The sequence below is a fragment of the Solitalea koreensis genome, from assembly GCF_900182575.1.
GTDB classification, from domain to species: Bacteria; Bacteroidota; Bacteroidia; order Sphingobacteriales; family Sphingobacteriaceae; genus Solitalea; species Solitalea koreensis.
The window spans coordinates 168,564-189,359 of record NZ_FXSZ01000001.1 but is presented as its reverse complement, the minus strand read 5'-3'; the positions used below and the strand labels follow the sequence as shown (position 1 = coordinate 189,359).

Below are 20,796 nucleotides of genomic sequence, written 5' to 3'. Positions count from 1 at the left end.
TTGAAAGAAATATAAAATTATGTCAAAAATTATAGGTATCGATTTAGGAACTACCAATTCATGTGTTGCTGTAATGGAAGGTAACGAGCCGGTAGTAATTCCGAACAGTGAAGGACGCCGTACTACTCCTTCGATTGTTGGTTTTGTTGATAATGGTGAGCGTAAGGTAGGTGATCCTGCGAAACGTCAGGCGATTACGAACCCAACTAAAACCATTTTTTCTATTAAACGATTTATGGGTAATACGTACGCTGAAGATTTGAACGAAATCTCTCGGGTACCGTATAAAGTTGTGAAAGGTGATAATAATACTCCTCGTGTACAGATTGACGAGCGTACATATACCCCACAAGAAATTTCGGCAATGATTCTTCAAAAAATGAAGAAAACAGCTGAGGATTACCTTGGAATGGAAGTAACAGACGCTGTTATTACTGTACCAGCTTACTTCAATGATTCTCAACGTCAGGCTACGAAAGAGGCAGGTGAAATTGCAGGTTTAAATGTGAAGCGTATCATTAACGAACCTACAGCAGCAGCTCTTGCTTATGGTTTGGATAAAGCTCATAAAGATATGAAGATCGTTGTGTTCGACTGCGGTGGTGGTACACATGACGTTTCTGTACTTGAATTAGGTGATGGTGTATTTGAGGTTAAATCAACTGATGGCGATACTCACCTTGGTGGTGACGACTTTGATCAGACTATTATAGACTGGTTAGCAGAAGAATTTAAGAATGATGAGGGGATTGACCTTCGTAAAGATCCTATGGCTTTACAGCGCTTAAAAGAAGCTGCTGAGAAAGCTAAGATTGAATTGTCTAGTTCTACTTCTACCGAGATCAACTTGCCTTATATTATGCCGGTTGATGGTATGCCTAAACACTTAGTGCGTAATTTAAGTCGTGCTAAATTTGAGCAATTAACTGATTCGTTGATTAAAAGTACAATTGAGCCTTGTAAAACAGCGTTGAAAAATGCTGGATTATCGGTAAGTGATATTGATGAAATTATTTTAGTAGGTGGTTCTACACGTATCCCTGCTATTCAAAAAGCTGTTGAAGATTTCTTCGGAAAATCACCTTCAAAGGGTGTAAATCCGGATGAAGTTGTTGCAATTGGTGCTGCTATCCAAGGCGGTGTATTGACTGGTGAAGTGAAAGACGTTTTATTATTAGACGTTACTCCTTTGTCAATGGGTATTGAAACCATGGGTGGTGTAATGACCAAATTGATCGAGGCAAATACCACTATTCCTACTAAACGTAGTGAGGTGTTCTCTACTGCATCTGATAATCAGCCTTCAGTTGAGATTCACGTATTACAAGGTGAACGTCCAATGGCAAACCAAAACCGTTCTATCGGTCGTTTCAACTTGGATGGTATTCCTCCTGCACCTCGTGGAATTCCTCAAATTGAAGTAACATTCGATATTGATGCCAATGGTATTTTACATGTAATGGCTAAAGATAAAGCTACAGGTAAAGAGCAGAAGATTCGCATTGAGGCTTCTTCAGGATTATCTGATGCTGAAATTCAAAAAATGAAGCAAGAAGCTGAAGCTAATGCTGAAGCAGATAAAAAAGCGAAAGAAGAGGTTGAAAAATTAAACGCTGCTGATGCTTTAATTTTCTCTACCGAGAAACAATTAAAAGAATATGGTGATAAGATTTCTGCTGATAAAAAGCAACCTATTGAAGATGCTTTCAAGAAATTGAAAGATGCTTACGCAGCAAAAGATTTTGCGGGTATCGAAAGTGCATCAACAGAGCTTACCAACGCTTGGAATGCAGCTTCTGAAGAGATGTATAAAGCTACTCAAGAAGCTGGTGCACCTGGTAACGAAGGCGGACCGTCAGGCGAAAATGGAACCAGCGATAGCGGTGACGTTAAAGATGTAGACTTCGAAGAAGTTAAGTAACATCAAACTGAATAAACTAAAATCCCTCACTCTGGATAACAGGTGAGGGATTTTTATTTATATACGGAAATTCAGCATTCCCTTTTTCTTCTATTTATTTGATGTATCTGAAGTCATGGCCTGGCTTTATCTCAAGCAAGGTTTCATAGATCAAGCTAATTACATTGTCAACATCGTGTTTATGCACCATTTCAACGGTGGTATGCATGTAGCGAAGGGGTAAAGAAATTAAGGCAGAAACAACACCTCCGTTTGAATATGCAAATGCATCGGTATCAGTACCTGTTGAACGTGAACTGGCCTGACGTTGGAAAGGAAGATCATGCTTTTTGGCAGTATCAACCAATATTTTATTGAGGTTATTGTGAACTGCCGGTGCGTATGAAATCACCGGGCCTTTTCCACAGGCTAAATCACCCTGAGTAATTTTGTTAATCATTGGAGTGCTTGTGTCATGTGTTACGTCAGTAACAATGGCCAAGTTCGGTTTAATTCGATTGGCGATCATTTCTGCTCCTCGTAAACCGATCTCCTCTTGCACAGAATTCACGATGTATAAGCCAAATGGCAATTTCTTTTTATTTTCATTTAACAATCGTGCTACTTCAGCTATCATAAAACCACCGGCACGGTTGTCGAGTGCGCGACCTACATAATAGCGATCGTTCAAAACCATGAACTCATCTTCATAAGTAATAACGCAGCCAACATGTATACCCAACGCGTCTACTTCCTCTTTGGTGGTACATCCACAATCTAAAAAGATGTTTTTTAAGGTCGGCGCTTCTTCTTTTTCACCACTACGAGTATGAATGGCAGGCCAGCCGAAAACAGCTTTTACAATACCTTTTTCGGTATGAATATTAACGCGTTTTGAAGGTGCTATTTGATGATCAGAACCTCCGTTACGAATTACATAAATTAATCCATCATTGGTAATGTAATTCACAAACCATGAAATTTCATCAGCATGCGCTTCAATAACTACTTTGTATTCTGCTTCTGGGTTAATTACACCAACAGCGGTACCGTAATTATCCACAAAATGAGTATCGACATAGGGTTTAATGTAATCTAACCAAACCTTTTGTCCTGTCCATTCAAACCCTGTAGGTGAATGGGTATTAATATATTTTTCGAAAAATTCAATCGATTTCTTATTTACTACCGAATGATGTTTTTTCTCTTCTTTTTTTTCGTCTTTCTTCTTACTCATTTGATTTGAATTTGGATGTAAAGATGGTAATTTATGCTTTTTAAAGAAAATATTCATGTGCATCCCTGCATTTTAAGAAGATGCCGCCTGTTTTATTTTAAGGAGCTTTTAGTGGCCGATTTCTTTGGGGTAGGCGCATAGTTCTCTTACCCATAAAATCAGTTGATATGGGGAGTGTAGTTTTGGCGAGAGCCCCTCGCTTGTCAAACAACTCAAGGGTGATCAGTATGCCTTTTTTGCAACAAGGACAGCAGCTTCAGTAATCTGAAAGATTGGGCATGGTTAAAGGGATTCGAAAACAAATCGATAAATTCGGCCTAACTAATGAAGACCTGGGCGTTGAGACCCTTAAATGGCATCTTTTTTAGCGTTAGTTAGAAAATTGAAACGATGAAAGACAATTTCTCTAAACACTCAAAATTATACGCACAATTCAGACCTACTTATCCGGCTGAACTTTTCGGTTTTTTAAAGGAGATAGTGACGCAAAAAAAGAATGCCTGGGATTGTGGAACCGGGAACGGGCAAGTCGCTGCAGATCTAGCTGAAATTTTTGAGCATGTTTATGCAACGGATATAAGTGAAAAACAAATCACACATGCAGTTAAAAAAAGTAATATCGAATACAAAGTTGAGCCGGCTGAGCAAACATCGTTTCAATCTGATTTTTTTGATTTGATTACCATTGCCCAGGCTATTCATTGGTTTGATTTTGAGAAATTTTATGCAGAGGTTGAAAGGGTATTAAAGCCTCAAGGGGTTATTGCTGTTATTGGGTATTACTTGCTATCAATTGATGCTGAAACGGATAAAATCATAAATCATTTATACAAAGACATAACCGGCCCATATTGGGATGAGGAACGAAAGTACCTGGATGAATTATATCAAACTATTCCTTTCCCTTATAAAGAAATAGAATGTCCATCCTTAACAATAACAGCTAATTGGTCGTTCGATGAATTGATTGGATATTTGAATACCTGGTCGGCGGTTCAGCATTACATCGAAAAGAATAACAAAAATCCCATTGATGCAATTAGTACAAAATTGATGGACTGTTGGGGAGATGCTCCTTCTAAGAAAATTACATTTCCGGTTTTGTTGAGGGTTGGTCGGAAGTAGGAAGTAAGCAGTGGGGTAAAAAGTTAATGTCGAAAGAAGTGCAGAAAATACTATGAGTCCAAATCGATCACAATTGTTACGATTTGGACTCAATACTCAATACTATAAAGGAATGTTCCCGTGTTTTTTTCTTGGATTTTTAACGGATTTATTTTCCAGCATGCGGAACGCCTTAATCAGTTTTATGCGTGTTTCATTTGGAAGAATTACCTCATCAACAAAACCACGTTCAGCCGCCCGGTAAGGGTTGGCAAACATTTCAGAGTATTGACTTTCTTTTTCAACCAGTTTTACATATTGATCATCAGCGCTTGAAATTTCTTTTTTGAAGATAATTTCTGCAGCTCCTTTGGCCCCCATTACAGCAATTTCCGCCGTTGGCCATGCGAAATTCATGTCGGCACCGATGTGTTTCGAATTCATTACGCAATAAGCACCACCATAGGCTTTACGGGTAATAACCGTAATTCTTGGAACGGTTGCTTCGCAGAACGCATATAAAAGTTTTGCTCCATGATTGATGATTCCATTCCACTCCTGATCAGTGCCTGGCAAAAAGCCGGGTACATCTTCAAAAACCAATAAAGGAATGTTGAATGAATCACAGAAACGCACAAAACGAGCACCTTTGGTGGAGGCGTGTATATCGAGCACTCCTGCTAAAAATGCAGGTTGGTTAGCTACAATGCCAATGCTGCGGCCCCCAATGCGAGCAAACCCGACCACAATGTTTTCAGCAAAGTTTTTATGTACCTCGAAGAATGAGCCTTCATCAATTGTATTTTCAATCACCTCACGAATATCATAAGGCTGATTGGCATTTTGAGGTACAATTCCATCAAGCGCTGTTCTTATTTCATCAGTAAATTCATAATCCAATATAGCCGGATCGTCCTCACAATTCTGAGGCATGTAGCTCAGCAGCTTTTTAATGTTGTTGATGCACTCAATTTCATTTGCGCATGAAAAATGAGTAACTCCTGATTTGCTTGAATGGGTAGACGCGCCTCCTAATTCTTCGGCGCTTACTTCTTCGTGCGTTACCGTTTTTACAACATTAGGACCGGTAACGAACATATAGGAAGTATTCTCGACCATTAAAATAAAGTCGGTAAGAGCAGGGGAGTAAACCGCACCACCGGCACAAGGACCCATGATTGCTGAAATTTGAGGTACTACCCCTGAAGCTAAGGTGTTACGGTAAAAAATGTCGGCATAGCCTCCTAATGAAACCACCCCTTCTTGAATACGGGCTCCTCCCGAGTCATTTAAACCAATGATAGGCGCTCCATTTTTTAAGGACAGGTCCATGATTTTGCAGATTTTTTCGGCATGTGTTTCCGACAATGATCCGCCGAAAACAGTAAAATCCTGAGCATATACATAAACCAATCGACCATTAACATTTCCGTAACCGGTAACTACTCCATCACCCGGATAGATTTCTTCTTCTAAGCCAAAGTCTGAGGCGCGATGGGTTACAAGCATGCCAATTTCTTCAAATGAACCTTCATCCATTAAAAAATGAATACGTTCACGAGCGGTAAGTTTTCTTTTTTTATGTTGACTATCGATACGTTTTTGACCTCCTCCGAGGAGAGCCTCATCGCGTTTTTGAAGTAAATTATCTATTCTGTGCACCTGATTTATTTATTGATTGTGCCTCAAATTTAACAAAAACAGGCAAACCATTGGCTTGCCTGTTTTATTAATGGTGCGCTTATTTTTTTTAGAATTTGAACTGTGCTCTTACCGTAAATACATCATCCTTAATATCATGTGTATAAGCCGTAACCGAAGTGGATTCGTTTGTAACAAAGTCATAATAAATTGCTAAGCGGGCAGCTCCTTTGTAGATGTTAACGAAACTTCCAAGACCCCAAGTGTTGTAAGCAATATCACCAGCGTTAGTTAAATTACCGGCTAAGCCAATGGTTTTACCACTAACAAAGGTGTTAGGATCGTAATAATCATATTTTGCAACTACAAATACAGGGAGTTTGCCCAATGATTGTGTTAGCGTAAAATAGTAACCTTCAAACTCTCTATTGTAAAGGGGGGTTGCAGGCTGAACTCCAAAGCTGCGCGAAGCTAATGGGCCACTAATGGCACCTCCTGCAGCAACTCCAGGTTGTTTACCCGAAATATATTCTGTATTGAATTTGGTTGTGCCCAAAACGCTTTTTACTCCGATCAAGAAGTGTGCACCGGTGTAACGTCGCGTTGCATAATCTCCAACCGTAACTGGTTTTTCAATAAAACCTTTATTTCCTAATGCATCAGTTCCGTTATAGAACATTGAATTTGTATTGTTGCGTACTCCTCCGTTATAATAAGAAACACCTACACCTAATTGGTTTAGAGCGGATGATTTCTTTAATAATTTAGAAGCGTCGAATTGTAAACTGGTTACAAAGTTCTTACGGCTGTCGTAGTCGTTAAAGTTACGTCCTGATCCATTTACCAATGCCAATGATAATTTTAAAGTGTTCCATTTGGCCTGAGGCGACTGCACAATCAAATGAGCTCCCAAATCTTTTTCATCAGGGAATAAGGTTTGAATTAAACGACTTCTTTCAATCGATTCAAGTGAGTAACTACTTGCAAGAACTTCATAGCCAAAGGGTACATTCGTTAAACCCATTCCTAAATTGAAGGTTTGGAATTTTGGATCCGAAAATTGAAGATAAGCATCAGTTATTCGAACACTAGTAGGAACCAAATCGAACTGAATAGTTCCAGTAATGAACTTTCGGGTGTAATCTGCTTGAATACGAGCTCTCCGAATGGCAAAACGTGAATCCAGATTTGATGTAAAATCACCTCCGTCGTAAGAAGGAATGCCTGCTGAATCAGCATGTTGATATTGAGTTTGAATGTAACCGGTTAATAATAAGGTTCTTGTTGTGTCTTTAATCGGAACGGGAACCTGAGCAGAAGATGCAAATGGTAAGGCAAATAATAATACTAGCGCAATAAATCCGAAACCTTTTCGGAAAGTCTGATTTAACATGGGTTAACTGAGTAAATTGTTTCTATTATTAAGTTCGTTTTTTAAGTTAAGCTTAAAATTCACTTCCTGTTAATAAATTGTAAACTTAACGCTGCAAAAATATTAATTGAAAGGTAGCGCTAGGTTAATTTAATATTAACAAAATATAAAACCTCTGTAAAGGATGGTTATAATGAATTGTACTTCAGGTGGATTGGTTAAGTGCTTTAAAACGTGTCATTTATATTAAGTTAACATGTGTTGTTGGGTACTAATAAGAAAGCCGGTTAATTATTAGTTAACCGGCTTTCTATTGTAATAGTTGTTTTAAAAATTAGTTTTGATCTGCACTCACAACAGTTTCCGAAACCTTTTTCTCTACTAGGTCTTCTGCCATAAACGGATAGCGATAATCTTTAGCAGGATCAAAAGTTTCTTTAATTGTGCGAGGAGAAACCCAACGCAATAAGTTGATCATTGAGCCAGCTTTGTCATTGGTTCCTGAACCTCGTGCGCCACCAAACGGTTGTTGACCAACAACAGCACCAGTACATTTATCGTTAATGTAGAAGTTACCTGCTGCATTACGTAGGGCATGGGTTGCCTGGTCAATAGCGTAACGATCTTGTGCGATTACGGCACCTGTCAATGCATAAATCGATGTGGTGTCAATCAATTTTAATGTTTCATCGAATTGCGCATCGTCGTATACAAAAATAGTAAGTACCGGTCCGAACAGTTCTTCACACATCGTAACATACTTAGGATCTTTAGCCACAATCACCGTAGGGTTGATAAAATAACCTTTTGATTTATCATAAGTGCCACCCGCAAGGATTTCAACATTTGGATCAGCTTTAGCGTTGTCGATATATTTAGCTAATTTATCGAACGATTTTTCATCAATAACAGCATTGATGAAGTTCTCGAAGTTCTCAACCGGTCCGATTTTGAATGAAGCGATATCTTTCACCATCAATTCCTTAACCGAAGGCCAAATACTCTTAGCAATGTAAGCTCGTGATGCCGCCGAACACTTTTGTCCTTGGTATTCAAAAGCGCCACGAACAAGCGCAGTGTTTGCAACATCTACATCTGCCGATCCGTGAACCAGGATAAAGTCTTTACCTCCGGTTTCACCTACAATTCTAGGATAGGTTTTATAGCGATGAATGTTGTTGCCAATTTCTTTCCAAATATTTTGGAACACTTCGGTAGAACCTGTAAAGTGAATACCTGCAAAGTCAGGGTGTTTAAAGATTACATCACCTGCATCTGGACCTGAAACGTACACCAAATTAATTACGCCATCAGGAACGCCTGCTTCACGGAAAACTTCCATCAGCACATTTGCGGCATAAATTTGAGTGTTGGCGGGTTTCCAAACCACAACATTACCCATCAATGCTGCCGAAGTTGGCAAATTACCGGCTATAGCTGTGAAATTGAAAGGAGTAAGTGCAAAAACAAAACCTTCAAGCGGACGTTGCTCAATACGGTTCCATACACCTTTTGCCGAATCAACTTGCTGACTGTAAATTTCAGTCATGTAGGCCACGTTGAAACGCAAGAAGTCGATGATTTCACAAGCTGAATCGATCTCGGCCTGGTAAGCACTTTTCGATTGGCCCAGCATTGTTGCTGCATTCAATTTAGCGCGGTAAGGACCAGCGATCAAATCGGCAGCTTTTAAGAAAATTGCTGCACGCTGTTCCCAAGCGAGGTCTTCCCATTTAGCTTTAGCCGCTAAGGCTGCATTAATAGCCTGGGTTACATGTTCTTTACTGCCTTGTGAGTAATAACCTAAAATATGTTGATGATCATGAGGAGGGCGTAAGGCTACTTTTCTATCAGTAAGCACTTTCTCGCCGCCAATATACATAGGGACCTCGATTTGCTTAGAACGAGCTTCGGTTAAAGCTGCTTTTAATTGAGTACGTTCTCCTGAACCGGGAGCATAACTCAAAACAGGTTCATTGTATGGAGTTGGAATTTTGAAGAATCCTTTTAACATGATTGATTAGAGAAGTTAAGGTTTATTAGAATGAGGCAAAGATAGCAAAGAATGAGGGCAAAGGGAAGGATATTTTAATGAAATGCGGATAGCAGAATAGAGAAAAAGAGTATTCTTTGGGCTCGATAAGATCAGTTTTCCCCAAGTTTTTCTTTCTAAATTATGCTTTTAGCTTTTAGCTGTCTGTTATTCCCGTAGAATTATATTTACTTTTGTGCCTCAAATAATTATTATGGAAACTATCAAAAACGGTAAAGTGGTAGGAATTTCTTACACACTGACTAATGACAAAAAAGATGTGCTCGATCAGTCGCAGCCAGGCCAACCGCTTGAGTATTTGCATGGCAGCTATAATATAATTCCCGGTTTGGAGAAAGAATTAGAAGGCTTGAAGATTGGTGATGCTAAACTTGTTGAAGTAGCTCCAGCGGATGGATACGGAGAGTTTGATGAATCATTGGTCTTCGCTGCACCTCGTCAAAATTTCCCATCTGATGCTGAATTAGAAGTAGGAATGCAGTTTCAAACAATGGGTGATGGTCAGCCAATGGTAATTCGTATTATTGAATTGGATGGTGATAAAGTAGTTGTTGACGGTAATCATCCTCTTGCCGGACAAACATTATTTTTTGATGTAAAAGTTGAAAGTATGCGTGAGGCTTCTGAATCTGAAGTTGCTCACGGTCACGTTCACCCTGATGGTGGCGAACATCACTAAAACAGGTTTTCAGTGGCAGTGACAGGAGCAGTTTGTCAACAACATTTACTGCAACTGTTTCTGCTACTGCAACTAATTTATCTCCTATGCAAAAATTGCGCTTACTCCTTTATCCTTTCTCGCTCATTTATGGTTTGTTGGTAATGCTTAGAAATAAGCTATATGATTTGGGTTTTTTCAAATCTAATCAGTTTGACCTTCCCATAATTGTGGTTGGAAATTTAGAAGTTGGTGGAGCCGGAAAAACTCCAATGATTGAGTATTTAGTGCGCTTACTTGCCGATAAAAAGAAAGTAGCCACCCTAAGTCGAGGATATGGCCGTAAAACGAGTGGTTTTATACTAGCAAGTAAGGAGTCAACTTCTAGCCAAATTGGCGACGAACCCAAACAGCTTAACGTAAAGTTTAAGGATATTTCAGTTGCTGTTTCTGAAAATAGGGTTAAAGGAATAGAACAACTCAAAAATGATCATCAGGTTATCCTTTTAGATGATGCATTTCAGCATCGAAGGGTAAAAGCCGGGCTTACCGTTTTACTGATCGATTATCATAGAGTATTTGAGCCATGGGTTTTATTGCCGGCGGGGAACTTGAGAGAACCTAAATCAGGAATGAAACGCGCCGACATAATTGTTGTAACTAAAGCGCCAAAAATATTCTCGCCATTGGATCAACGGATTATTGAAAACCGTATTCGGCCCTTCCCCGGTCAGCAGATATATTACTCCTATATTAATTATGCGGAGCTGGAATTGCTTGATTCAAATTCATCTGAAAGTTGGGTTTTATCTGCAATCAACAAAAAAACACAAATCGTATTGTTAACCGGAATTGCGAAGACAGGACCGTTGATTGACTTCCTTGAACAATACTCTAAAAATATTACTCACCTTGAGTTTGGTGATCACCACCGATTTACTAAAGGAGATATCGAAAAATTAAGCGATGCTTATTCTGCTATACCTGGAGGTAATAAGTTAATTATTACTACTGAAAAGGATGCAATGCGTTTGCAAGAGCCGCAGCTGCAGAATGAAATTATTAACTTGCCGATCCATTATTTACCCATTCGGGCTGAAATTTGTGATCGATTTAAACGTGATTTTGACAAACTGATACTTGACTATGTTGGATAGATTAAGAACAACAGTAGATTATATAGAAAAGAAAATTGAAGGCTTTAAGCCTGAATTCGGTATTATACTGGGGACAGGTCTTGGTAAACTGGTAAGTGATATAGATGTTAAGTACGAATTGATGTACTCAAACATTCCGAATTTTCCGATTGCAACAGTAGAATTTCATACCGGTAAATTAATTTTTGGTGAAATTGGAGGCCGTAAAGTTGTAGCAATGCAAGGTCGTTTGCATTATTATGAAGGCTATTCCATGCAGCAAATTACTTTCCCGGTTAGAGTAATGAAGCTATTGGGTGCTGAAAAGTTATTTGTATCGAATGCATGTGGTGGGCTAAATCCTGATTATCGAAAGGGTGACTTAATGATTATTGAAGATCATATTAATCTGTTGCCAGATAATCCTTTACGAGGTCACAATCTTGATTATTTCGGACCTCGCTTTCCTGATATGTCAATTCCTTACGACAAAGAACTAATTGTTAAAGCACAAGAAATTGCAAAGAAACATCAAATTAAGGCACATACTGGTGTTTATGTAAGTGTATCAGGCCCTAACTTGGAAACAAGAGCTGAATATCGCTATCTTCGAATCATTGGTGGAGATGTTGTGGGTATGAGTACGGTTCCTGAAGTAATTGTGGCCAATCATATGAATTTGCCCGTATTTGCTGTTTCAGTTATTACTGATGAATGCTTTCCTGAAACATTAAAACCAGTGAATCTTCAGGAGATAATTGCAGTAGCTGAGCAAGCAGAGCCTAAAATGACATTAATTTTAAAAGAACTGATTTCATCAATTTAAATTTTGAGAAAATATTTATTAGTACTGCTACTTAGTTTTTCCTGTGCATTTTCTTGGGCGCAGGTTCAACCCGTGCTTACAGATACTACCAAGCATGTTCCTCCTGCAAATGCTGGCGGAATACAAGACTTTTATAATCGAAAAGATTCTGTAAAGAAATTTTATGCTAAAGACATTAGGTTTGCTAATGCTAGTCAGTTTGAACAAGATACCATAGCATTCACTCGCCTTGATACGGTAATAAACAGGTTTCAAAATTACAGTCCTTTCTATCATAATAATAATTACTACATGAATAATGGTAATCTCGGATTACCATCTCATAACCTATTTCCTCAGTTTACTGTGAATTCTGTAGAATTCAGAAATGGGCAAAATGCATACTCCTTGTATGAAATTAAACCAGAGCATGTTCAATATTATCGTGTTTATGCTCCTTATACAGAATTGTATTGGGTAAGTGCATTTGGGAAAGAATCCATGTTTTATTTTATTCATACTCAAAATATTAAACCTAATTTTAACGTTGGGATAAAATATTTTACACTGGGGTCTGAAGGATATTACCCCAAGCAACGTCCGAAAGACAGTTATTTGACTGGATGGTCTTGGTATCAGTCAAAAAGCTTGAAATATAATTTGGTGAGTAATATCAGTACTTTTGGTTTTAAGGCGCAGGAAAATGGGGGCTTGACCAATGATAGTATTTTTACCGTTCCAACAGTTGTATCACATCAATTTGAAGGTGTATATCTTAATAATGCAAAAAATACCTGGAAAAACTTTAGTTGGTTTTTAAAGCAGACTTATATTATTGGCAAGCGTGATACAAATGCACGTTATCAAAATAAACTATTCAAATCACCGTATTCAAGAGTGTCGCACGAGTTCTTATACGATCAAAAAAGTTATACATATGATCAAGCCTATGCTAGTGGAGATCCTTTAAGACCAACGCAATATTATCAGTATAATTACTACGATACCCTGAAAACTAATGATAATATAAGTCAAAAATTGCTTAGAAATGATTTGGATTTGGCGCTTTATGGCAGGGGCGGTTTAAATAAGTTCAATGTAAACGCGGGTGTCCGTTTTGATTATCTTACCTATAAGCAATCGATTGTATTTCATGATACCTCATCAGTAGTTCCTACTGACCGTTCATTTAATAATTTCATACTAAAAGGTAAAATTGGGATTGCTTTATCGAATACAATTGGATTAGTAGCAAATGGTGAATATAATTTGGCAGGATATAATTTTAGTGATTATCTGCTCAACGCGGTTGTTACAGTCGATTTAGGTCAGAATGCAGGTAAGGTTTTATTAAAAGCCCTTTCTCAAAATGCTGAACCCGGTTATCTCTTTACCAAGTATGCTTCAAATCATCATTTCTGGGATAATAGTTTTAGTAAAATTAATACCAATCAGCTTGGTGTTTATTATTCAAACGAACGGACGAAAACTGCTCTGTCAGGCGAATATTTTTTAACTACGAATTACACTTATCTTCGAAAAGATCCAATCGGCATTATTCCTATTCAAGCTCCAAATTCGGTGCATTTATTTAGAGTACAATTGGATCAGGAAGTATTGTTTGGAAAATTTGGTTGGTTGAGTCATTACGTTTTTCAGAAAAACAATTCAAGTTTCATTTCAACTCCGGCTTTTTATACCTATCAAAGTATCTTTTATCAAAATAAGGTATTCAAAGCCTTAGGTTTTCAGGTAGGCTTAGATGCGAGATATTACACAACTTATAAGGCGTATAGTTATGCTCCGGAATTAGGTCAATATTATGTTAATAGTTCAACAATTCAAGTTGGTAATTATCCTATTCTGGATGCTTTTTTAACAGCTAATTTGCGTAGAGCCCGCTTTTTAGTAAAATATGATTACCTTAATCAGGGCTTGGGGAGAAAAGGGTATTATACGGTCGATAAATACGCAATGCCCGATCAAAACTTAAAGTTTGGAGTGAGTTGGAGATTTTACGATTAAATGCTAGTATATAAGTGCAAAAAAAAACAATATTAAGTGAGATTTGAAAACAATGGTTTCGAATCTCACTTAATTAATAGGCTAGGTTTTTTGTTTTTTCTTTTTAGCTGCAGGGAAAAGCACATTGTTAAGAATTAAGCGATATCCCGGAGAATTAGGGTACAGGCTTAAATCTGTCGGCGGGTCACCTACCTGGTGGCGATAATCTTCAGGATCGTGCCCCCCATAAAAAGTCCAGGTTCCATTACCATATTCGCCATGTATGTATCGAGCTTCGTTTAAGGCTTTATTTTCTCCCAAAATCAACACATCCGGTTTGATCGTTTCCTTACGGAAGGCTGTAGTTTGTCCCATAAAACCCTTAATAATTCTCGTATGATTTTGGGTAAGCATGGTAGGAACGACATCCCATTTAGCTGAAAATTCAAATAAAGAGAATAAATCGGTTGTTTCATCAACAGTCCTTATGGCCGGCACATCGATATCTGCAAATTCATAGTTGTAGGGATTCATATCAATTTTGAAATTCCGAAACGCAAAAGTTTTACTATAATCGAGTTTAGCGTTCGCGTTGGGGTCGGCAGCATCGCCATCATACATGCTTTCACAGATATCTATCCCTTCTGCAGCTAAAGCAATGTCAAAACTATCCGTTCCAGAGCACATGGCAAACAAAAAGCCTCCACCTGCAGTAAAATCTCTTATCGTTTTAGCTACTGCCAGTTTCATTTCTGAAACTTTTTTAAAGCCCAGAGCATGGGCAGTTTTCTCTTGTATAGCCACATCTTGTTGATACCAGGACATCATTCGGAATTGTGCATAAAAACGTCCGTATTGGCCGGTGAAATCTTCATGATGTAAATGCAGCCAGTCATATTTCGGCAAATCGCCCTTTAGAACTTCTTCGTCGTAAAGTAAGGTGTATGGAATTTCAGCATAGGTAAGCACCATCGTAACCGCATCATCCCACGGTAATTTATTTTTAGGAGAATAAACAGCAATTTTAGGGACTTTCTCAAGTTTAACCAGGTCAGTGTTTGACTCAGGATCTGCAATTTCTTTTAGAATGGAATTTACCTGCACATCCGGAATTACTTCATATGAAACTCCCCGAATGTTACATTCCTGTTGTAATTGTTGGCTGTTAGGTATTAAAAAACTTCCGCCTCTATAATTCAGCAGCCAATCCACTACCACTTCTCTTTGAAGCATCCAGTAAGCAATACCATAAGCCTTTAAATGATTTTTTTGGCTTTCATCCATAGGAATCAAAAGGGATGAAGCCATGCTCATTAGCGATAGGCAGCAAAACAGCAATACAAGTATACTTTTGCGCATTCTCAAATTTAATATAATTACTTTATTGTTTTCAAAATTGGGGCATTATAAGTTTACATGTTTAGGAATTGTTCTCTGCTGTCAGTTGTTCTCATATCTTTTCGTATTTTTGCCCTCCTAATTTATATTTCTAACAATGGCTAAAGCAATTATTAAAACCGAAAAAGGTGACATGAAAGTGGAGTTCTTTGAAAAAGATGCTCCAGGAACAGTTGCTAACTTTATAAAATTGGCCAAAGAAGGCTTTTATAATGGTGTTACATTTCATCGCGTAATTCCTGACTTTGTAGTTCAAGGAGGTTGCCCGTTTTCTAAAGATCCGGCTACGGCGAATCGTGCAGGTTCAGGAGGTCCGGGTTATCAAATTCCTTGTGAGTTAGATGGCGAAAATCAGTATCATGACAGAGGTGTGCTTTCAATGGCGCATGCGGGCCGTAATACTGGCGGTTCACAATTCTTTATTTGCCATAGTCGTAAAAATACAGCGCACTTAGATCGTAATCATACTTGCTTTGGTAAAGTAGTTGAAAATGTTGATATGGTCGATGATATTCGCCAGGGTGATAAAATTTTATCAATTGAAATCGTAGAAGAATAAATCGAAAGAGGAAACAGGGGCTGAAAGAAATTTTGCCTTGTTTCTTTTTTCCTAGATCAAGAAAAAATGAATTTAAGAGGAATTGTTTCTGTAGCTGGAAAACCAGGATTATATAAAGTGATTGGACAAAACAAAGCAGGTTTTGTACTTGAATCAATGGATGCCGCTAGAAATAAAGTTGTAATTAACGGAAATGCTCGTGTTGCAGCTTTGCGTGAAATCACAGTTTATGGTGAAAATGAGGATCTGCAGTTGATCAACATATTTGAAAATATGAGCGCAGTAGGTACTGAGGTTCCGGATGTGAAAGCAGATAATAATGTATTAAAAACATTTTTTGCTAAAGTAGCTCCTGAGCATGATGGCGAACGTGTTTATGTGTCGGATATTAAGAAAATAGTTAGCTGGTATAAAATTCTTTCTGTACTTCCTTTATGGGGAGAAGAAGATCCTGATGCGACAGTAGCTTCTGAATCCACCCCTGAAGCTATTGTGAAAGAGGAGGAAATAGAAGAAAAGCCTAAAAAAGCTAAAAAAACAACAAAAAAAGCGGAGTAATACTCCGCTTTTTTTGTTGTTGGGTGGAAATGTTCAATTTTTCTATTTTTTTTCTGCCAGTTTTGATTTTTTTGTGTTAAATATTGATTGAGAGTAAGATTTGTTTTAATTATTCACAATTGTTGATAACTGAATTGGCGATAAAGTGGGTTCGAAAACTGTTTAATATTAAATACATTGAGTGTCTTTTGTGTACTACTAATAAAAAAACCGGAGATAATCCGGTTTTTTTGTAGTTGAAGCATAAAATAGCTTTGCAAATTAAGTAAAAAGTAGTTATCGCATCATTTGTGCTGATTTAGGTGATTGATTTTGAAGGTCGTTATGAAATCCCAGCCAATGATTTAAGCTAAAAATTAGTAGGATACCTGCTATGAACAGCGCAACGAGTAATAACGTACCTGCATTAGAGTTTGAACTTGTAGCTTTCATATAAAGTTATTTTAATAACCTTACTTATTCAAATTCATTGCCAATGTTTTTACTCATTAATTATAAGATTGGCTTATTCGTGATGATAAGGCTCTCCTTTTAAAATAGTGAAAGATCGGTATAGCTGCTCAGTAAAAAATAAACGTACCATTTGGTGCGAGAAGGTCATTTTGGAAAGACTAATCTTTTCATTGGCCCGGTCATACACTCGGCTGTCAAATCCATAAGGCCCACCTATTACAAATACGAGATGTTGAACAGCTTTATTCATATGGTTGTTTAGGTAAGCTGAAAATGCGGATGAACCGAACTCCTTTCCCTGTTCATCAAGGAGTATTAAGTGGTCAGAATTGTGGATTAGTTTTAATAATAGTTCACCCTCTTTCTTTTTTTGCTCAGTTACGCTCATGTTTTTGGTATTCTTCAGCGCAGGAATGGTGATCGATGAGAAATTGATGTAATGCTTTAATCTTTTTTCAAATTTATCAATGCCTTCCAGTAAATACTTTTCTTCTGTTTTTCCGATTTGAATGAGAGTGATTTTCATATTGCAAGTTCGAAATAATTTTGATTCAATAAATTGAAATAATTGGTTTTAATTTATTGAATATCATTATCGAGTGAAGATGCGCTAAAAAAACCATTGAATTCCCGATCAGGAAAAGAGAAGTCATTGAATCTGATGAAGATTTTTTTATAAAAAATAAAGAGGCTGTCTCCTGTTTTTCATATATAGGAGACAGCCTCTTTATTTATAGAATGTGCTAGAATTTTAATCGTTATTAAATCTTACATTAACCGGTACCGGATGTAAGGCAAGCTTTTTTATAAGATCGGGTGATATAATTTCGTTAAAGGCTGAATAGGCGGTTATGAGCGCGCCTCTTAATCCATCCATGGTTTCTATTGCATAAACCAAAGATGCATCTTTAGGGTCTTTAATTCCGTCGATTTTATAGTATGCTTTAATTGTAAAGTGCTCATGCGAAAGTATAGCTCCAGTTGTAAGTGATTTAATGCCGGTAGCTACTAATTCAAAACTATCTTTATAGCCTTCAGAGGTTAAATAGGCTAAGTGTTTTAATGTTACCAATAACTTCTTCATATCTTTTTTGGTCTATTTGTTTGATAAATGCCATATGAACCCGATCGTCCATATAGTGCTTGGTTTAGACCTGCAATGTAACATTTTTACTATATAAAAAATGTTTTTTCTGAAGAAAAAAAGAGTTTTATCAGAATGTTGCTTTGGAATGAAGTGTTGTTGGGGTTGAAAATTTGTAAATGTTAGTGTTTATTGGAATTTTATTTTGTATTGGGTTAAGAAAGGTGATCTGTAACACACTAAAAAAGCCTCCGAAATTTTCGGAGGCTTTTTTAGTGTGAGTTAATTGAAATTAATTAGCAACCTGTTTGCGGATGATATTTAATGCTCCACCGGCTTTAAACCATTCAATTTGTTGTTCATTGTAAGTATGGTTTACTAAGATTTCATCTTTGCTACCATCTTTATGATTGAATACAATTGTTAACTGTTTGCTTGGAGCAAATTCAGTTAAGCCTAATACATCAACAGTATCATCTTCCTGAATTTTGTCATAATCGGCAGGGTTAGCAAAAGTAACACCTAGCATACCTTGTTTTTTCAAGTTAGTTTCGTGAATACGAGCGAATGATTTCACCAATACCACACGAACACCTAAATGACGAGGCTCCATGGCTGCGTGTTCACGTGATGAACCTTCACCATAGTTTTCATCGCCAACTACAATTGAACCGATACCCGCTGCTTTGTAAGCACGCTGAGTTGCAGGAACTGGTCCGTATTCGCCGGTTAATTGATTTTTAACATTATCAGTTTTGTCATTGAAGAAATTTACCGCACCGATCAACATGTTGTTTGAAATGTTATCAAGGTGACCACGGAATTTCAACCAAGGGCCTGCCATTGAAATATGGTCAGTAGTACATTTGCCTTTAGCTTTGATAAGCAGTTTTAAACCGGTAAGGTTAGTGCCTTCCCAAGCTGCAAATGGAGCAAGAATTTGCAAACGATCTGAAGTTGGAGAAACAGCAACTTCGACACCAGAACCATCAGCGGCTGGAGCCTGGTATCCTGCATCTTCTACAGCGAAACCTTTAACAGGAAGTTCATCTCCGCTTGGAGCATCTAACTTCACTTTTTCACCTTTCTCGTTTGTTAAGAAATCGGTAGTAGGGTTAAAGGTTAAATCTCCGGCAATTGCCAAAGCGGTTACCAATTCAGGAGAACCTACAAATGCGAACGTGTTAGGGTTACCATCGGCACGTTTAGCAAAGTTACGGTTGAATGAATGAACGATGGTGTTTTTCTCTGCTTTTTCAGCACCAACACGCGCCCACATTCCGATGCATGGTCCGCAAGCATTTGCAAATACTTTAGCACCAATTTTGTCGAAAGTCTCTAAGAAACCGTCGCGCTCAATCGTATAACGTACTTGTTCAGAGCCTGGAGTAATTGTGAATTCAGCTTTTGTTTTAAGGTCTTTGTCAGCTACCTGTTTAGCCAAAGATGCTGCACGAGAGATATCCTCGTATGAAGAGTTAGTACATGAACCGATCAAGCCTACTTCGATTTTAGTTGGCCAGCCATGTTTAGCCGCTTCTTCTTTCATTTTTGAAATTGGAGTAGCCAAATCTGGAGTGAAAGGACCATTTAAGTGTGGTTCCAATTCATCTAAATTAATTTCAATTACCTGGTCGAAATATAATTCAGGGTTAGCATACACTTCCGGATCGGCAGTTAAATGTTGTTTAATGCCATTTGCCAAATCAGCAACTTCAGCACGATCAGTTGAACGTAAATAACGCTCCATTGATTCGTCGTAACCGAAAGTTGAAGTGGTAGCCCCAATTTCAGCACCCATATTAGCAATAGTGCCTTTACCAGTACACGACATTGAAGTTACACCTTCGCCAAAATATTCAACGATGCAACCGGTACCACCTTTTACAGTTAAAATACCAGCCACTTTTAAAATAACATCTTTAGGAGCAGTCCAACCGCTTAATTTACCGGTCAGTTTTACACCGATCAATTTAGGGAATTTAAGCTCCCAAGGTAAGCCAGCCATTACATCGCATGCATCAGCACCGCCAACACCGATAGCGATCATTCCTAAGCCTCCGGCGTTAACCGTGTGTGAGTCAGTTCCGATCATCATACCGCCTGGGAAAGCATAGTTTTCTAAAACTACCTGGTGAATAATACCTGCTCCCGGTTTCCAGAAACCTAAACCGTATTTGTTTGATACAGATGATAAAAAGTCGTAAACCTCTTTGTTGGTAACCTCAGCAACATTTAAATCTTGTGCTGAACCCACTTGTGCTGTGATTAAGTGGTCGCAGTGTACAGTAGAAGGAACTGCTACTTTTGGACGACCAGCTTGCATGAACTGTAATAACGCCATTTGAGCGGTAGCATCTTGCATTGCTACGCGGTCCGGTGCAAAATCAACGTATGACTTTCCACGTTCAAAAGCGGTAGTCGCATTGCCATCCCACAAGTGAGAATAAAGAATCTTCTCGGTTAAGGTTAACGGTTTGTTTACGAGCTTGCGGGCAGCTTCAATTCGAGCCGGCATACTTGCGTAAACCTTTTTAATCATTTCTATATCAAACGCCATGTTTTATGTTTTTATAATTTATGCACTGCGAATTTACAAAAAAACAGATTATAGAACCCTTAGAATATTCCATTTGGTAATTTGGAAGAGGTCTAAACAAGAAGTGCTGACTAGTTTGGTTTTTGCGATTTCTTAGGGTCTACTTTATTGTTTAACATGAGGATGACCTATTAAGTTTATTAAGTCGAATTTTAGATTGCAGGAGCAACGAAAGAATAAATCATAGATAATAAAAAAAGGAAACGCATAGCGGCGTTTCCTTTTAATAAATGAA

The 20,796-nt window shown here is 38.0% G+C and carries 16 protein-coding genes; 8 read left to right on the top strand and 8 right to left on the bottom strand.

Annotated features, from left to right (window positions below; genetic code table 11):
- Positions 1–19 precede the first annotated feature (19 nt).
- Positions 20–1,921 (top strand): molecular chaperone DnaK, encoded by a 1,902-nt coding sequence (gene dnaK / locus FN756_RS00805; RefSeq protein ID WP_142600646.1) that lies wholly within the window; start codon positions 20–22, stop codon positions 1,919–1,921.
- Between the two features lie 94 nt (positions 1,922–2,015).
- Here the strand turns inward: dnaK and FN756_RS00800 are convergent, their stop codons facing one another.
- The gene (locus tag FN756_RS00800; RefSeq protein ID WP_142600645.1) at positions 2,016–3,137 is read right to left on the bottom strand and encodes a M42 family metallopeptidase; all 1,122 of its coding nucleotides are present in this window, start codon (positions 3,135–3,137) and stop codon (positions 2,016–2,018) included.
- A gap of 390 nt (positions 3,138–3,527) precedes the next feature.
- On the opposite strand from FN756_RS00800, the gene FN756_RS00795 reads away from it, so the two are divergent.
- Positions 3,528–4,262: a class I SAM-dependent methyltransferase gene (locus tag FN756_RS00795; protein WP_142600643.1), complete on the top strand. Its 735-nt coding sequence runs from the start codon at positions 3,528–3,530 to the stop codon at positions 4,260–4,262.
- Positions 4,263–4,364: 102 nt separating this feature from the next.
- Here FN756_RS00795 and FN756_RS00790 read toward each other — a convergent pair whose 3' ends face one another.
- From FN756_RS00790 to pruA, 3 genes are all read right to left on the bottom strand, one after another.
- The gene (locus tag FN756_RS00790; protein WP_221928994.1) at positions 4,365–5,903 is read right to left on the bottom strand and encodes an acyl-CoA carboxylase subunit beta; all 1,539 of its coding nucleotides are present in this window, start codon (positions 5,901–5,903) and stop codon (positions 4,365–4,367) included.
- Positions 5,904–5,991: 88 nt separating this feature from the next.
- Positions 5,992–7,275 (bottom strand): porin, encoded by a 1,284-nt coding sequence (locus FN756_RS00785; protein ID WP_142600640.1) that lies wholly within the window; start codon positions 7,273–7,275, stop codon positions 5,992–5,994.
- A gap of 313 nt (positions 7,276–7,588) precedes the next feature.
- Positions 7,589–9,268 (bottom strand): L-glutamate gamma-semialdehyde dehydrogenase, encoded by a 1,680-nt coding sequence (gene pruA, locus FN756_RS00780; protein WP_142600638.1) that lies wholly within the window; start codon positions 9,266–9,268, stop codon positions 7,589–7,591.
- A gap of 232 nt (positions 9,269–9,500) precedes the next feature.
- Between pruA and FN756_RS00775 the strand changes: the two genes are divergently transcribed.
- The 4 genes from FN756_RS00775 (at position 9,501) to FN756_RS00760 (ending at position 13,931) form a co-directional block, all read left to right on the top strand.
- A complete protein-coding gene (locus FN756_RS00775; protein WP_142600636.1) occupies positions 9,501–9,986 on the top strand; it encodes an FKBP-type peptidyl-prolyl cis-trans isomerase in 486 nt (161 codons plus the stop codon).
- A gap of 86 nt (positions 9,987–10,072) precedes the next feature.
- Positions 10,073–11,122, top strand: a complete 1,050-nt coding sequence (lpxK, locus tag FN756_RS00770) for a tetraacyldisaccharide 4'-kinase (protein WP_142601352.1) — start codon at positions 10,073–10,075, stop codon at positions 11,120–11,122.
- A complete protein-coding gene (locus FN756_RS00765; RefSeq protein WP_142600634.1) occupies positions 11,112–11,927 on the top strand; it encodes a purine-nucleoside phosphorylase in 816 nt (271 codons plus the stop codon). The genes lpxK and FN756_RS00765 overlap by 11 nt, the downstream gene beginning before the upstream one ends.
- Before the next feature lie 3 nt (positions 11,928–11,930).
- Entirely contained in the window at positions 11,931–13,931 is a 2,001-nt protein-coding gene (locus tag FN756_RS00760; protein ID WP_185955141.1) for a putative porin, read from the top strand.
- An 81-nt stretch (positions 13,932–14,012) separates the two neighbouring features.
- Here the strand turns inward: FN756_RS00760 and FN756_RS00755 are convergent, their stop codons facing one another.
- Positions 14,013–15,224, bottom strand: a complete 1,212-nt coding sequence (locus tag FN756_RS00755; RefSeq protein ID WP_246085408.1) for an asparagine synthetase B — start codon at positions 15,222–15,224, stop codon at positions 14,013–14,015.
- Positions 15,225–15,405: 181 nt separating this feature from the next.
- Between FN756_RS00755 and FN756_RS00750 the strand changes: the two genes are divergently transcribed.
- Positions 15,406–15,867, top strand: a complete 462-nt coding sequence (locus FN756_RS00750; RefSeq protein WP_142600629.1) for a peptidylprolyl isomerase — start codon at positions 15,406–15,408, stop codon at positions 15,865–15,867.
- A 66-nt stretch (positions 15,868–15,933) separates the two neighbouring features.
- Complete coding sequence (locus FN756_RS00745) at positions 15,934–16,425, top strand: DUF5606 family protein (protein WP_142600628.1); 492 nt, start codon at positions 15,934–15,936, stop codon at positions 16,423–16,425.
- A 505-nt stretch (positions 16,426–16,930) separates the two neighbouring features.
- On the opposite strand, the gene rlmH is transcribed toward FN756_RS00745, so the two are convergent.
- The 3 genes from rlmH to FN756_RS00730 form a co-directional block, all read right to left on the bottom strand.
- Entirely contained in the window at positions 16,931–17,404 is a 474-nt protein-coding gene (gene rlmH / locus FN756_RS00740) for a 23S rRNA (pseudouridine(1915)-N(3))-methyltransferase RlmH (protein ID WP_142600626.1), read from the bottom strand.
- A gap of 225 nt (positions 17,405–17,629) precedes the next feature.
- Positions 17,630–17,962 carry a phosphoribosylpyrophosphate synthetase gene (locus tag FN756_RS00735; protein WP_142600624.1) on the bottom strand — a complete coding sequence of 111 codons (333 nt, stop codon included), beginning with the start codon at positions 17,960–17,962 and terminating at the stop codon, positions 17,630–17,632.
- A 292-nt stretch (positions 17,963–18,254) separates the two neighbouring features.
- Positions 18,255–20,522 carry an aconitate hydratase gene (locus FN756_RS00730; RefSeq protein ID WP_142600623.1) on the bottom strand — a complete coding sequence of 756 codons (2,268 nt, stop codon included), beginning with the start codon at positions 20,520–20,522 and terminating at the stop codon, positions 18,255–18,257.
- Positions 20,523–20,796: the final 274 nt, after the last annotated feature.